The 13734-nt window shown below is 49.9% G+C and carries 11 protein-coding genes and 1 pseudogene; 2 read left to right on the top strand and 10 right to left on the bottom strand.

Features of this window, described 5'->3' with window-relative positions; all coding sequences use genetic code 11:
* Positions 1 to 128 precede the first annotated feature (128 nt).
* The 9 genes and pseudogenes from ACCC71_RS00715 to ACCC71_RS00675 all read right to left on the bottom strand — a co-directional run bounded on the left by ACCC71_RS00715 (position 129) and on the right by ACCC71_RS00675 (position 10873).
* Complete coding sequence (locus ACCC71_RS00715) at positions 129 to 3056, bottom strand: molybdopterin-dependent aldehyde oxidoreductase (RefSeq protein WP_434310538.1); 2928 nt, start codon at positions 3054 to 3056, stop codon at positions 129 to 131.
* A gap of 258 nt (positions 3057 to 3314) precedes the next feature.
* Positions 3315 to 4991 carry a DVU_1551 family NTP transferase gene (locus ACCC71_RS00710; RefSeq protein ID WP_434310537.1) on the bottom strand — a complete coding sequence of 559 codons (1677 nt, stop codon included), beginning with the start codon at positions 4989 to 4991 and terminating at the stop codon, positions 3315 to 3317.
* An 88-nt stretch (positions 4992 to 5079) separates the two neighbouring features.
* The gene (locus ACCC71_RS00705) at positions 5080 to 5508 is read right to left on the bottom strand and encodes a DVU_1555 family C-GCAxxG-C-C protein (protein WP_434310536.1); all 429 of its coding nucleotides are present in this window, start codon (positions 5506 to 5508) and stop codon (positions 5080 to 5082) included.
* Between the two features lie 11 nt (positions 5509 to 5519).
* Positions 5520 to 6449: an NTP transferase domain-containing protein gene (locus ACCC71_RS00700; RefSeq protein ID WP_434310535.1), complete on the bottom strand. Its 930-nt coding sequence runs from the start codon at positions 6447 to 6449 to the stop codon at positions 5520 to 5522.
* A gap of 85 nt (positions 6450 to 6534) precedes the next feature.
* Entirely contained in the window at positions 6535 to 7371 is an 837-nt protein-coding gene (rsmI, locus tag ACCC71_RS00695; RefSeq protein ID WP_434310534.1) for a 16S rRNA (cytidine(1402)-2'-O)-methyltransferase, read from the bottom strand.
* Positions 7372 to 7396: 25 nt separating this feature from the next.
* Positions 7397 to 8158 carry a tRNA1(Val) (adenine(37)-N6)-methyltransferase gene (locus tag ACCC71_RS00690; RefSeq protein WP_434310533.1) on the bottom strand — a complete coding sequence of 254 codons (762 nt, stop codon included), beginning with the start codon at positions 8156 to 8158 and terminating at the stop codon, positions 7397 to 7399.
* A 307-nt stretch (positions 8159 to 8465) separates the two neighbouring features.
* Positions 8466 to 9371, bottom strand: a pseudogene (locus tag ACCC71_RS00685) (PSP1 domain-containing protein); the annotation flags it as partial.
* Positions 9372 to 9374: 3 nt separating this feature from the next.
* On the bottom strand, positions 9375 to 10274 hold the full coding sequence (locus ACCC71_RS00680; RefSeq protein ID WP_434310532.1) for an ATP-binding protein: 900 nt from the start codon (positions 10272 to 10274) through the stop codon (positions 9375 to 9377).
* A gap of 11 nt (positions 10275 to 10285) precedes the next feature.
* Positions 10286 to 10873, bottom strand: coding sequence for a guanylate kinase (locus tag ACCC71_RS00675; protein ID WP_434311786.1), 588 nt, complete (start codon positions 10871 to 10873; stop codon positions 10286 to 10288).
* Between the two features lie 371 nt (positions 10874 to 11244).
* Between ACCC71_RS00675 and ACCC71_RS00670 the strand changes: the two genes are divergently transcribed.
* Entirely contained in the window at positions 11245 to 11583 is a 339-nt protein-coding gene (locus tag ACCC71_RS00670) for a sporulation initiation factor Spo0A C-terminal domain-containing protein (RefSeq protein ID WP_434310531.1), read from the top strand.
* A gap of 21 nt (positions 11584 to 11604) precedes the next feature.
* On the opposite strand, the gene ACCC71_RS00665 is transcribed toward ACCC71_RS00670, so the two are convergent.
* Complete coding sequence (locus ACCC71_RS00665; RefSeq protein WP_434310530.1) at positions 11605 to 12780, bottom strand: iron-containing alcohol dehydrogenase; 1176 nt, start codon at positions 12778 to 12780, stop codon at positions 11605 to 11607.
* A 189-nt stretch (positions 12781 to 12969) separates the two neighbouring features.
* On the opposite strand from ACCC71_RS00665, the gene ACCC71_RS00660 reads away from it, so the two are divergent.
* Positions 12970 to 13620, top strand: coding sequence for an ATP-binding cassette domain-containing protein (locus ACCC71_RS00660; protein WP_434310529.1), 651 nt, complete (start codon positions 12970 to 12972; stop codon positions 13618 to 13620).
* Positions 13621 to 13734: the final 114 nt, after the last annotated feature.

Raw genomic sequence — 13734 nt, 5'->3', positions numbered from 1 at the left:
ATTTCCGATAGAATCAAAATGTGGGAAAAGCTCCCGTGAAACCGGGTCACCGGCTCCACGGAAGCTTTTCGGTTACTATTCAAACCACCTCTACCGGGCGGCCGATTGCTTCGCAATCCGAACAAACTTTAGAAGAAACGCTCTGCATCCGCATCGCCCAGAGGCGTGAAGAAATCGTTTCCACCAAACTGTACCGGATTCTCCTTGATATTTTCCAGTTCCTCATAGAGATCGGAACCAAGGAAGTATTTCTTCGGAACTTCCGGCTCCTTGCCCGCTGCAATCGCTTCCAGACCAGCTTTGATCTTAGCCGGAAGCGCCGGAATCTCATGAATCCGCACGCCGCAAGCATGGTAAATACCATTCAGAACCGCACAGTGACCGGAGGCCTGGAACGCCTCAGATGCGCCCGAAGAACCGAACGGGCCGTCCTCGATGGTAATCGGCATATGGATCACGTTGATCTCATCCGGAGTATCCATAATGGTCGGAACGCCAGCGCCCGCCATATTGTTGTGCTTCTTCACATCCTGGTAATCCTCTGTCAGAGCAAAACCGATGCTGTGGGAGATTCCACCGTAAGCCTGGCCGTTTACCGCATCGATATTGCCGACCTTGCCGACCATATCCACACAGGTGAAACGCAGAACCGTAGCCTTGCCAGTCTTCGTATCCACTTCTACTTCCGCCAGATTCAGGCAGTAGGTATAAGCCGGAGTCGGATCACCGATACCGGTATTCGGATCCAGACGGCTCAGACCAGGAGTCGTGGTGGTCTCGTATCTTCCCAGATACTTGGTCTCGATACCCTCGGCCTTCATTTCCTCATAGGTACGGAAGGTTCCGTCAGACTTTCTCATCGCATCCAGCAGCTTCTTTGCCGCGATCTTGGTTGCGTTTCCATCCATGTAGAGGGAACGGCTGGCGCCTGCCATACCGGTATCCGGGCATTTTCCAGTATCGTTCTGGATCAGCTGAACGTCTTCCGGTGTGATCTTCAGCTCTTTCAAAGCTTCCAGCGTTACCATCAGGGAACCAACGTCGCCGCCCTGTCCCAGCTCATGCCAGGTATCGTATTTGATGATCTTTCCGTTAGGAGCCAGCTCCAGAGCAACTTCCGCACTGTCCGTAGCGCCCTCGGTTACGTTAAATCCACCCCATGCAATACCAACGCCTCTTCTCTTCTCCGGCGTATCCTCAGCCTTCGCGCGTTTTACCGCCTCCTCATAAATCGGACGCATGGTATCCATCATCTTCTCCATCGGATACTGACGGAACGGATAGCTGTTGATGTTGGTGTCGCCCGGACGGGCAATATTCTTATAACGGAACTCGAACGGATCCATGCCAAGCTTCTCTGCCATCATGTCCATCAAAGGCTCAGACAGCGTATAGGCCTGCGGAGAACCGTAGGAACGATAAGCCGTACCAAAGGCATGGTTCGTATTCGCAATACGGACCAGACCAGCTACGTTCGGCACATTGTAAGGCCAGAATGCGAAACGGGCAGGTTTCGTCATAACATCGTCGCCGCCCCAAGAGTAGGCGCCGTGGTCCATACCGTAATCAAACTCAGCGGCAATAATCTTGCCATCCTTGGTGCAAGCCAGACGGCCATTGCTGTAAGCCGGGCAGCGCTTGCCGCTAAAGTGCTGATGCTCCTCATAGGTCATGGACAGGGAAACCGGACGTCCGGTGCAAACTACGCCGGCAGCAGCCAGACAAAGGTCGCCCGCGTTGGTGGACCAACCGAAGCTAGCGCCGGTCGGGTTCATAATAATACGGAATTTATCCTTCGGAACGCCTACGGAATTACCGATACGGCCGATGGAAGAATAGGTACCCTGGGACTTACACTGGATGTTCATCACACCGTCCTCATCCCAGTACGCCTGAAGTACGCAGCCTTCGATGGACAGATGCGGCTCACGGCTGGAGAAGAAGCTGCCTTCCACTACCACCGGCGCATCGTCGATCATTTCCTGTACTTTTCCGGCATCTTCTAAGCCAACGCCCTTTAATACCGGCTGCTGGCAGAAGATGTTCGGAGTATCTTCATGGACACGGATCGAATCCGGCAGAACCGCATCCAGATAAGTCAAATATTCCGGCAGCGGCTCGATATCTACCGTCACCTTCTTAGCGGCCTCTCTCGCATCCAGCTGATTGTCCGCCAAAACCAGAGCGACCACATCGCCATAACGGTGCAGTTTCTCATCCTGGAAGATCTTACGGGAAGGAGTCATAACCGTGCTTCTCTCGTGGAACTGACCTTCCGCCATGATATTGGTACCGCCTGCAGCGATCAGCTCTTTCGCCGTGATTACCTTATAGACGCCAGGCATCTTCTCGGCTTCTTCCGTATGGATTGCTAAAATCTTTGCATGATGAGCCACACGGGGCTGTACAATCGCGCCGTAAAGAGTGCCGTCGGGCATCTTCATCGCCTGATCATCGCCGTAGTCCGCAAGACCGGTAACCTTCGCCAATGCGGTAGGACGTACCACCGGCTTGCCGTAGAACTCTCCATCCGCCGGATTTTTAAACTGGATATCCTCGATGGAACACTCGCCGCGGATTACCTTGGCAGCCGCCATCACCGCATCCACGATCTGCTTGTAACCAGTACAACGGCAGATATTGCGGGTCTTCTGGAACCACGCCCGCACTTCCTCACGGGTCGGATCCGGATTTTCTTTCAGAAGTTGAGAGGCGGAAACAATAAAGCCGGGAACACAGAATCCGCACTGTACAGCGCCGCAGTTCATCCAAGCGACCTGCAGCGGATGCAGATGCTGCGGGTTACCGATTCCTTCAATCGTGGTGATTTCACTATACTCTTCTACAGCCGAAATCTTCTTTGTGCAGGAACGGATGACCTTTCCATTTAAGATCACCGAACAGGAACCGCACACACCAGTGCCACAACCGACCTTAACGCCGGTCAGTCCTAAACGGCGGAGTACGTCCGACAGCTTATCACGCTGCGGATCACACATAAAAATCCGTTCGACGCCGTTTATGACGAGCACCATCTTTTTCAGTTTTACGTCCATATGTAACCTCCTTAAAAGTAAATACTACCCCTCTCCCCCTGGTATGACTTGTTCACGATACAATGTCTCGAGGGACTTACCTAAGATTTTACTAGACTAAGGTTCAATCGTCAATGGATTTACGCAATTTATGTCTTCTTTTCACTTTCAAATCCTTTGCATTTTTTCAATGAAACTTACATCGCAAGTTTTTTGTCCATTTTTTAAGAATTTCCTTTTGTTTTTTATTATCTTAAATATAAAATAACGAAATTGTCACTATATTGTGTCTAAATTGTTACAAATCTCCGCTCTATTCTTTAAAACCGTCAAATATGCTTGTTCTGCCAGTTTTGCCTCCTGCCAGCGGGTCCGAATAGCTTCTTCCGCCGCCGCATCCCCCGAAAACTGAGCCAGCCGGCTCTGATACCGCTCGTCAATGGTGCAATTTTGATCTCCTTGTACCAGTTTATCCGCCAGATAAACGATCAAGCGCTCGTCCACCGCCCCCTTCCAAGAGGCAGGAAGGCACTCATGCCCTTCCACCAGCTCCGCGACTTGAATATAACCAAGGTCCCGCAGCCAGGAAGCCGCAACGCTGCCATGGGCCTTTCGCCCCTTTGCCACATCGTGCAGCCGGGCAGCCGCTTCGACCAATTCTACATCCAAATGGCCTCCCGCCTCATTGACCGCTTCCGCCATGCGCTTCGCCGTCTGCGCTGTTTGAAAGAGATGCGCCCGCAAATGTTCTGGAAGGCACAATTCTTCCATCCATTCCCGGCACCACGCTTCATCCGGCGCTTTTAAAGACTTGGCATAGGTCAAAAGTTCCTGATACTCTCTTGGCTCGTCCGCATCCAGCAAAATTCCTGGGTCTGGAACAGAAATCTTTCGTTGTTTCTCCCCCAGGCCCTCGCAGGCCCCCCGCAGTCCCATCCTGCCGTCATGGGCCAAAACCCGTGGAAGAACCCGCCCCCGAAGCAGCAATGGGTGTCCCGGCTTTCCCCGATAAAAAGGACAAAACGTTTCCCCTTCGCCATCCTGTTCAAGGGCCTCCCACAGCCGTTTTACCGTATAGACGGAAAACATTGGTGAATCACCGGGCAAAAAGAAAATGCCCTTCCAGGCCGAATCAAACCGCCGGAATCCGAGACAGGCCGAATCAAACATCTTGGTTTCCGCATACCGCTCATTTTTTACGCATTCGATTCCAGGTCCCTCATAGGCCCTCTCGATCTCGTCGCCTCGTTTTCCAGTCACGATGACCGTCCGGCTGACGCCAGCCCGCAGCAGACAGTCCAGCTCCCATTCCAAAAAAGAACGCTCTCCAATCTTTAAGGCAGGTTTCCAGGCTCCCATCCGGGAAGAGAGACCAGCCGCCACAATCACCGCCCCCAGCCCTTTTGGCACGGGGATTTCGCAAATTTCCCCATACTCCTGGGGAATTTCCAGCAAATGATTGAGATCCCTCCCGGTAAGAAAACTGAGCAGCGCCCGGTTCCATCCCGCGTGGGCCACGATGGCCACATCGCCCTCGCTTTCCGCCAAAATCTTCCGGTAGGCGGCTGCCGCCCGCCGCTGGCATGCCCGGAAGCTCTCCCCGCCCGGCGGAACAAATTCCGCCAAATGTTCGCCCCTTTCCCGGTATTCCTCCGGATATTCCTGACGAATCTCGTCAAACGTCTTGTTCTCCCAAAGGCCCATGGAAATTTCCGCGCAGTCAGGAAGCGTTTGAATTGGAATGCGGCCATCCGAAAAAAGCGCTGCACTTTCCTGGCAACGCTTCATCGGACTGGAATAGATCTTTGTTACTCCGGCCAAATCTTTTCTTTCTCTCCAACCCGCAGCTTGCTGCCGCCCTTCCTTTGAAAGCGGTAAATCCGTCCGTCCGATACACCGCTTCTTTCCACCCGGAAACTCCGGCTTTCCATGGCGAAGCAGAAAGATTTTTCTCATATTCGATTTCCTCCACGGAACGTTTTTTAATTTTATAGGATGATGCTAGGGTCAAAAGATCTTTTGACACCCGAATCCTTATAGGAAATTAAAAAGCGTCTTCCACCATCGCCTCGATGTCGTATCCAAATTCCTCTAAAATCTGGCGGGCCTCCAAATAAGTGGCTTCAATCAACTTCGGGCAGCGCATCGGTTTATTTTCCGGACACCCCTCCAAAATCGCGTTGCAGTCGACGCTTCCATACTTTTCTCCGTATTCATCCTGAAACCACTGAACCAGCTCCGGAATCATCTCCTCCGCAGCCACCTTTTCATCAAACAATGCTAACATCATCGCGGCCCCGGTCAAAGCCCCACAGACCAGGCCGGAACGCATTCCCCCGCAAAGGCCAGACACGGCGCGGACCATCTCGTCATTGTTCTCTCCCTTTAAGGCCAAGCCCATACAGACCAAAACTTGGGTGCAACATTTCCCTTCCGCTCTCAGTTCGTATACTCTTTGTACGTCCTTTTCCATCTTTTCTTCCCTTATCCTTCAAAATATTGTGAAAACAGCCGTTTTGCTTCCTGCCATACCGCTCCGACAAATTCCTCGTATCGCTGAAGAAAGTCCCTTCCTTCTTCCGACAAAAAGGAATTGCCTCCACGAGAACCGCCTGCCTGACGCTCTACCAGACAAAAACCAAGGCGTTCCTCTGCTTTTTTTATCATCGTCCAGCCTTTGCTGTAGGCCATCCCCATCTCCTGGCAAGCCTTTAGCATCGAGCCTTCTTTTTCAATTCTACGCAAAAACTCGCTGGTCCCCTGACCAAAAAAGCTATCGCCCTTAAATAATTCCAGACGTAAACGAAATTCCAGCGGGATCTCCATCCGGGCCTGTTCTTCAAACTGAAGCAATTTTTGGTATTCTTCCTTTGTATTTGCTTCCAGCAGCACCCCCTGGTCTTCCACGGATACCTCTTTTAACGGAAGGGCTCCACTATGAATCATACCGCGCAGACCGCCTTCTCCATCAAAGGCCAATGCCTGCTCCATCGCTTTTTGATGGAGGCAGATCGGATGTCCCGAAATCCCCCCGCAGACCGGTATGGCAATCTCTGCGTCCGTCCTCATCACTGCATCCAGGGTTTCCGCGGAAAAAAGCGGTGTATCCGACGGCAAAAGCAACACCCGGTCGCATTCTTTTATCACGGCCTCGATACCCAGTTTTACCGAATCCAACATCTCGGAGGTTTCATAGGTCTCATTCCGCACGAATATCACGCCTCGGTGGGCCAGATGCTTCTCCAATTCTTCTGCTCGGTATCCGGTCACGACCACAATGGGAGAGACTCCCGCCTGCCGCAAGGTATCCATCTGCCGTTGAATCATGCTGGTTCCCGCCAATTTCATCATTGGCTTGAATTCTTCCATCTTCTCGCAGGTTCCCGCTGCCAGAATAATCGCTCCTGTCGTCACAGGCGATTCCTCCTTATCTCCATTCTTCTTTTCACAGAATAATGATGTTTTCAGTATACGAAGACTGTCCGGAAAAGTCAAGCGCTTAAAGAAGGCCCTGATAGATCTCTCGTTTCGTACATCCCCGGTCTTTTGCCATCTGCTTCATAGCATCCTTTTTATCCATCCCCTGCTTCAAATAATAATCCAGATGCTCCGGTAAGCTTAGTTTCTCCCATTCCTGCGTCCGTTCTTTTTCTAGATCCTGGTAATCCCGTCCCTGAATCACCAGCACGAACTCTCCCCGGGGCTCCTCCTCTTTATAATAGGAAATAGCCTCGCTTAAGGAAGTCCGCCAGCCTTCCTCATACTTCTTCGTCAATTCTCGGCAAATCGTAAGACGCCGGTCTCCCAACGCCTCTGAAAGTTCCTCCAAAGTCTTTTTTAAGCGATGCGGCGCCTCGTAGAGAATGATCGTGCGCGTCTCCCGCTTCAATTCCTCCAAAATTTGCCGGCGTTCCTTTTTATCCGCAGGCAAAAAAGCCTCAAAACAAAACCGTCTTGTAGGCAAACCGGAGATCGTCAAAGCCGTAATGCAGGCGCTGGGCCCTGGCAGAGAAGTAACCGGTATCCCTGCTTCCAGACATTGACGCACCAGTTCTTCGCCAGGATCCGAGATCGCCGGAGTTCCCGCGTCCGTAATCAGAGCAACATTCACTCCGTCTTGGAGCTTTTCCACTAAGACCTCCGCCTTCTCATATTTATTATGCTCATGATAACTGGTCATGGGCGTAGAAATCTGAAAATGTTCCAGTAAAATCCGGCTATGGCGGGTATCCTCCGCAGCGATCAAATCCACCGCCTTTAGCGCATCCAGCGTCCGCAGCGTAATATCTCCCAGATTTCCAATGGGCGTTGCGCATAGATACAAAGTACCTTTCATCTCCGCTTTCCCCCTTCCTGCTGGCTCAATATCCATAAATGTCATAGATTTCCTGACAGTACACGCCAGGCTCGCGATATACAATCAGCGGTTTTTCCACCTTCAACCATGGATTCCCGCCGCGGGAAGCTTCCAACAGCACCATATTGGCATCCGCCTCCCGGTTCGGATGCACCATCTTCATCCGCTTTGGCTCCAACTGATACGCCTTCATCAGCGAAAAAATCTCTCCCAGGCGATGGGGGCGGTGCACCATGGCAAAACGTCCTCCCGGCTTTAAACACCTGGCAGCCTCCCGAATCACGTCCTCCAAGGTACATAAAATTTCATGCCGCGCAATAGCCTTGGGTTCCGAGGGATTTTTCAGCCCATGATTTTGATTCATGTATGGCGGATTGCAAGTTACCACATCAAAAGAAGCCCCTCCGAATCGACGGGAGGCCTCTTTCATATCTCCAACCACAATCTCCACTTTTTCCGAAAGACCGTTGAGCCGGACGCTCCGCTCCGCCATCTGCGCCATCTCTTCCTGGATCTCCAGGCCGGTAAAATGGCGGCCCTCAGTCTTTGCTGTTAAAAGGATTGGTATAATGCCGGTTCCAGTGCCAAAGTCCAGCACCCGCTCCCCAGGCTTTACCGTCACAAAGCCAGAGAGCAGCACAGCGTCCATACCAAAGCAGAACTTCGATGGATTCTGAATAATCTGGTAGTGATTTCTCTGAAGGTCATCCAGGCGCTCCCCCTCCCGCAGGAATTCACTCGCCAGGCCTAGATTCTCTTTCTCCATTGTTCTTCTCCTGGTTTTTTCTTTCTGAACGTTCCTTTTCCCGGCCCCCACGCTCCCAGTTTTTGCGCTCTCGGCCTCCGCGGTCCGACCTTGCGTGATCTCTGTTTCCACGGTCTCCCTTTTCTGCAAACTCCTTCTCCGAATTTCTTCCCTCGCGATTTCTGCGCTCCGGATGCTCTCGGTTCCTCCGCCCCCGATCTTGTCCCAAAGGTTCCGCGCCTTTACGGCTTTTCTCTGGATCTTCTTTCCCCGAAGCAGTATCCTCCCGCTCTTTTTTTTCTTGTACGGATCTTTCTAAAACCGCTTCTTCCTTCCATTCCTGTGTTTCCAAATCCTGAACCTCTTGTTCAAAATCCTGCTCGTCCTTCTCCGCTGCACCCTTTCCTTTCTTCTTCCTTGGCCGGAACCGCAGCTCGTCAATCGGATACTCCCTGACTTCTACATCGTCCCCATCCAGGCTGACAATCACTTTGACCAGCTGACGCAACACATTGACGCTCTGAACCGTACCACGAACGCCGTCGCCCTCATGTACCACCGAGTCGCCGATGCCAGGCAGACGGCTGTTTAAATACTCATAGGTATCTTCCTCATTTTTCAGGCAGCACATCAGGCGGCCGCAAACCCCAGAAATTTTCGTGGGATTCAAGGACAAATTCTGTTCCTTTGCCATCTTAATCGAAACCGGCGCAAACTCCGAAAGATACGAATGACAGCATAAGCAGCGACCGCAGATTCCAATCCCCCCTAAAATTTTCGTCTCATCGCGAACTCCGATCTGGCGAAGCTCAATCCTCGTCTTAAACACCGAAGCCAAATCCTTTACCAGTTCCCGGAAATCAATTCTTCCATCGGCAGTAAAATAAAATAAAATTTTATTGTTATCAAATGTGTATTCCACATCTACCAGCTTCATCTCCAGCTCATGCTTTGTGATCTTTTCCTGGCAAATCTGAAATGCGGCTTTCTCTTTTTCTTTATTTTTTTCAATGGTGGCAAAGTCCTCTTCCGTGGCAATACGAATGACCGGCTTCAACGGCTGGACTACGGTTTCTTCCTCTACCATCTTATTTCCCAGCGTAACCGTGCCCATCTCCAAACCTCTGGCGGTCTCTACAATCACTTTTGAGCCTTTCTTGATTTCTTTGTCTCCCGGATCAAAATAGTATACTTTTCCCGCACAGCGGAATCTTACGCCAATAATCTGTACCATATATCAAAAATCCTCCTGAACAACTCCGCTATGCTCGCCGAGTTTTTTGGTCGTTTTCATCGTCAGCAGCAATAGTTCTACTGCTAATTCATAGTTTACATTGGAAAGAATGCGGCTCTCCATTGCGTCGATCTCTTCCAAAATCTGATGAAGTGCGTGGGAAGATACTTCCCCCGCCCATTCCTGGTATCCGTCAAGTTCTTCCGGCATCCGCAAAAGTTCCCGTTTTCCGGTAGACTGCAGAACTAACACATCCCGAAGATACACCCGCGCCAAAGCCGCAGCAGCTCCAGCCGGAATCTTCCGTTCTTTTAATGTTTTCACGCTGTCGGCCATCTGCGCTACCGTCAACTGTCCCGCCTGACGAAGCAGGGACAAAAACAAATTCCGGTCTTCCTCTGGTAAAAGCAGCTCCTCCCGCTCCTCTTCCGTCAATTTCAACAGCACGCTTCTCGATAAGATCGTAGGGAGAAGCTTACCCGCATTTGACGTTAACAAAAAAATCATCCCATAATAAGGAGGTTCCTCCAATGTTTTCAAAAGCGCATTCTGGGCCTGAACGGTCAGTTTCTCCGCCTCCGGAACCAAATACACCTTATAAGGGCTGCTGTAAGGGCGAATCGTAATATCATCCACCAACTGCCTGCGGATTTCCTCCACGCCGATGCTGTCCGGTTTCTCATGAGACACCCGGATAATATCCGGATGATTCCCGCTGGCATACGCTAGACACGAATGGCAAGTCCCACAGCCCGTCCCCTTCTCACATTCCAAAAGAGCGGCAAAATCTCCCGCCAGAGCGTCTGCCTCCTGCCCGCTCTCTTCTTCAATGATATAAGCATGGGAAATCTTTTCTAATTCTTTTACACGAAAAAAGTATTCCCGCATCTCTTCTTTTCGCATTCACACCGCCGTCACTTTCCGGAAAGAATTTCCTGCCTGATTTCAGTCAAACACACTGCAAGATTTTCATTCTGATACCGCTTTTCTACTCCGGCCATATGGAGACGTTCCTCTGCAAAATCTGTTTCATCCGCCAGAAAACGACGGCACAGTTCTGAGTATCTGGGACACGCCTGCTTCCGCTCCCGTTCGAGAGCACGGCGAAGCCGCTCCCCATCTTCCACCTCGATATAGAGAGGAACCACCCAGTCCGCGCCAAAATACCGCTTCGTGCTGAGATAAGACTCCAAAACGCCGGTCATGAGATAGTCTCCCGTCCGAAGATCGATCTGACCATCGTCAATGGTTGCATAAGTCCACGGGCCGTGCATAGTCTGATAGGTCCGCTCCTCTATGATCCGTCCCTGTTCCCGGAACTCCGACAGGTGCTGCTCCGAAATGAAATGATATTCCACACCTTCCTGCTCGTGTAGACGCATCGGCCGGGTGGTATACATCGTTACGCCCCGAAGGCCTAAAGAAAGATCCTCCAGCAGCCGTTGGAAAATGCTGTCCTTTCCGGATGCGCTCTTTCCAAAAATATAAAAAACTTTTCCCATGGCCGCCCCTTTCCCATTCATCTGTTTCGTTCACCCCTGCCTATTGAAGGTGGCTTTTCTTATTATAATCAAAATAGCAGGGAAATGGAAGCATAAAATAATTATTTCCCACTGCATCCAATGCTCTTTCCTATAAAAAGTACCTTTTAGAAAATACTACCATCTCTAAATCGAAAGAGATGGTAGTATTTTCTATGGATACCGGAAATTTTTTCCACTATTAAACCAATTTTGTAAGAGATTCCAACTTTCTCTTGATTTTATCCCTCTTTTTGTCTGTTTTTGTCTAAGTTTGACGAAACATTTCCTTTTTGTACTATTCTCTGTCATGATATCCTTTGTGCCAAATCATCACAGAGGGGATTGTTGCCATGACTTCAAAAAGTATTGAATCCGTTATCTTGTCCATCGCCGGGCATCCAACCTCTACCGGTTACCTTTATCTGGGCTGCGCCGTCCAAGCTGTTATCGATCAAGGACAATTTCTTCCGCGCTCCCTGATGAAAACCATCTATCAGCCGATTGCCGCCCGTTTCGGTACTTCCACAGGAAATGTAGCCCGGAACATTGCACGGGCTGTGGACGATTGCTGGGACTACGGAGACAGAACAAAGCTAAATGCAATCGCCAAGCGGAACCTGACAGAAAAGCCCACGCCTGGCGAATTGATTCTCTTTTTGACTCACTATTGTTCCAATTTAAAAGAATAGTCCTTTTCTTTTTACAGAAAATTATTCTGCCAGCCGATAAATCTCACGGATATCCGCGCTCGTCAGCGGCTTTCCAAAGGATGGCAAGGGTTTCGCATCTCCATTTGTAGTCATTTTAGAAATCTTCTCATACTCTTCCGGTGTCACGCCCAACTCTTTCATGGTCACCGGCATATCCAAAGACCGGAAAAACGCCACCATATGGTCAACACCCTCTAAGATCGCTTTCTCCTTATCCTCGCTAGGCTCCGCATCCCAGATATTTACCGCCCATTGATAAAAACGATCGATGCCGTTTTTATATTCATAGCGAACCCATGCAGGGAAAACGACCGCCAAACCCGCGCCATGAGTGATCCCATCATGAACGCCGCTTAAGTCATGTTCAATCTTATGGGCGGTAAAGGTTTTATTTCTGCCGCACCCTGTAATGTCATTATGTCCAAGGGTAGAGGCCCACATTATCTGTGCTCTGGCTTCCAGGTCCTGCGGATCCTGCATCAACCTGGTTCCGTATTCTTTCACCAGTTTTAACAGGCTCTCCGCAATCCTGTCCGTTAGAGGGGTCTCCGGATCGCTGGTCAGATAACGTTCCATGGTGTGCATCATAATGTCTACGATCCCGGCGGCCGTCTGGAATTTGGATACAGACAACGTATTAACCGGGTTTAAAAAGGCAAACGTGGGGCGGTTTGCGTCATGATTGCAGCCGCGCTTCAGATTTGTCTCTTCGTTGGTAATCACACAAGAATTGCTCATCTCACTGCCAGCCGCCGCAATGGTTAATACCAGCCCCATCGGAAAGGGTTTCTCCGGCACAATATTTTTAGACACGACTTCCCAGGGATCCAAGCCAGTTGTAAGTCCCATGCCAATGGCCTTACAGGAATCGCAGACACTGCCGCCCCCTACGCCCAGAAGAAAATCTACCTGCTCCGCCCGGCAAAGTTCCACTCCTTTTCGGATTAAACCAATCTTTGGATTCGGTTCTACACCGCCCAACTCCACAAATGGAATCTCTGCTTTCGTAAGCTGGGAAACCACCTTATCATAAAGGCCGATCCGCTTAATACTGCCCCCGCCATAGTGCAGAAGTACTTTTTTTACTCCATACTCTTTCAGTGCTTTTCCAATATGAGATTCCGCATCTTCCCCAAAAAACACTTTTGTGGGGGTATAGTACGTAAATGATTCCATAATGATAAACCTCCTATCCTCTATATTTGAAAACATTGGTATTTTTTTCAGTTTAGCATATTTCGCGGAATTGTGCATAGTTTTTTTCGTTTTTTTTTTTAATCTATGGAAAACCTGTGAAGAACCTGGTATAATGCGAACAATTAACAAAGTAGTTTATTGTAGCAATTATATAGGAGGACCTACCATATGGAATTGGAAGTCATTCAGGTATCTCAAACATCCTGCGGACATCATTATACCTTTTCCGCTTCCTTTTCCGAAGGAATTCACTTACTCTCCGGTTCCGATACCGGCATAAAGACTCAATTTCTAAAGATTTTAACGGGAACGAAAAAACCGGAATGTGGAAACATTTATTTTCTCGGATACGATATCTTCACCTTAGGGCGAGCCTATCAAAATCATCTGGCATATTTTTCACGTTTTCCGCTTTTTCCCGGCAGTTTTTCTCTCTCTCACTATCTAATTTACACGGGGCTCCTGCAGAGATTAGAACCAGACCAAGCGCGCGGAAAGGCGTCCGTCCTGCTCCAAACCTTTGAACTTTCTTCCTATGCAGACAAAACTTTAGATAAACTTTCTGAGTCCGTAAGAAAACGGGTTCTTCTTATCAACACGCTTCACTCAGAAGCGCCGATTCTCCTGCTTGATCAACTCTTTTGCTATATGGATGACTCCGATTTGCCCTGGGTACTGCCGCACCTCGTGAGCCTTCAAAAAAAGAAGATTATCTTAATATCGGTAGAAGATACGCAAATATTTGACGGCATATCCCACCAAACCTACCTTTTTGAAAACGGCAGCGTCAAGACATTGCATTCCCCCCTTTCTCCGTGATACAATATACGCGAAAGCAATGAGCAGCGCCGCTTCGTAAAATGACAAATCGGCTGCTTGCAGACGAATTTGGCATCTTACGAAGCGATAGGGCGAATGCCCGTGAGCGAGGAA

It is taken from the genome of Hominifimenecus sp. rT4P-3, from assembly GCF_051055405.1.
In the GTDB taxonomy this organism is placed as follows: domain Bacteria; phylum Bacillota; class Clostridia; order Lachnospirales; family Lachnospiraceae; genus Pseudolachnospira.
The sequence above is the reverse complement of the archived record's forward strand: the minus strand, read 5'-3'. Positions and strand labels throughout refer to the sequence as shown.

Coding starts and splice junctions, on each gene's coding strand:
- ACCC71_RS00715 (WP_434310538.1), bottom strand. CDS start 3,056: ATGGACGTAAAACTGAAAAAGATGGTGCTCGTCATAAACGGCGTCGAA.
- ACCC71_RS00710 (WP_434310537.1), bottom strand. CDS start 4,991: ATGAGAAAAATCTTTCTGCTTCGCCATGGAAAGCCGGAGTTTCCGGGT.
- ACCC71_RS00705 (WP_434310536.1), bottom strand. CDS start 5,508: ATGGAAAAGGACGTACAAAGAGTATACGAACTGAGAGCGGAAGGGAAA.
- rsmI (WP_434310534.1), bottom strand. CDS start 7,371: ATGAAAGGTACTTTGTATCTATGCGCAACGCCCATTGGAAATCTGGGA.
- ACCC71_RS00690 (WP_434310533.1), bottom strand. CDS start 8,158: ATGGAGAAAGAGAATCTAGGCCTGGCGAGTGAATTCCTGCGGGAGGGG.
- ACCC71_RS00680 (WP_434310532.1), bottom strand. CDS start 10,274: ATGCGAAAAGAAGAGATGCGGGAATACTTTTTTCGTGTAAAAGAATTA.
- ACCC71_RS00675 (WP_434311786.1), bottom strand. CDS start 10,873: ATGGGAAAAGTTTTTTATATTTTTGGAAAGAGCGCATCCGGAAAGGAC.
- ACCC71_RS00670 (WP_434310531.1), top strand. CDS start 11,245: ATGACTTCAAAAAGTATTGAATCCGTTATCTTGTCCATCGCCGGGCAT.
- ACCC71_RS00665 (WP_434310530.1), bottom strand. CDS start 12,780: ATGGAATCATTTACGTACTATACCCCCACAAAAGTGTTTTTTGGGGAA.
- ACCC71_RS00660 (WP_434310529.1), top strand. CDS start 12,970: ATGGAATTGGAAGTCATTCAGGTATCTCAAACATCCTGCGGACATCAT.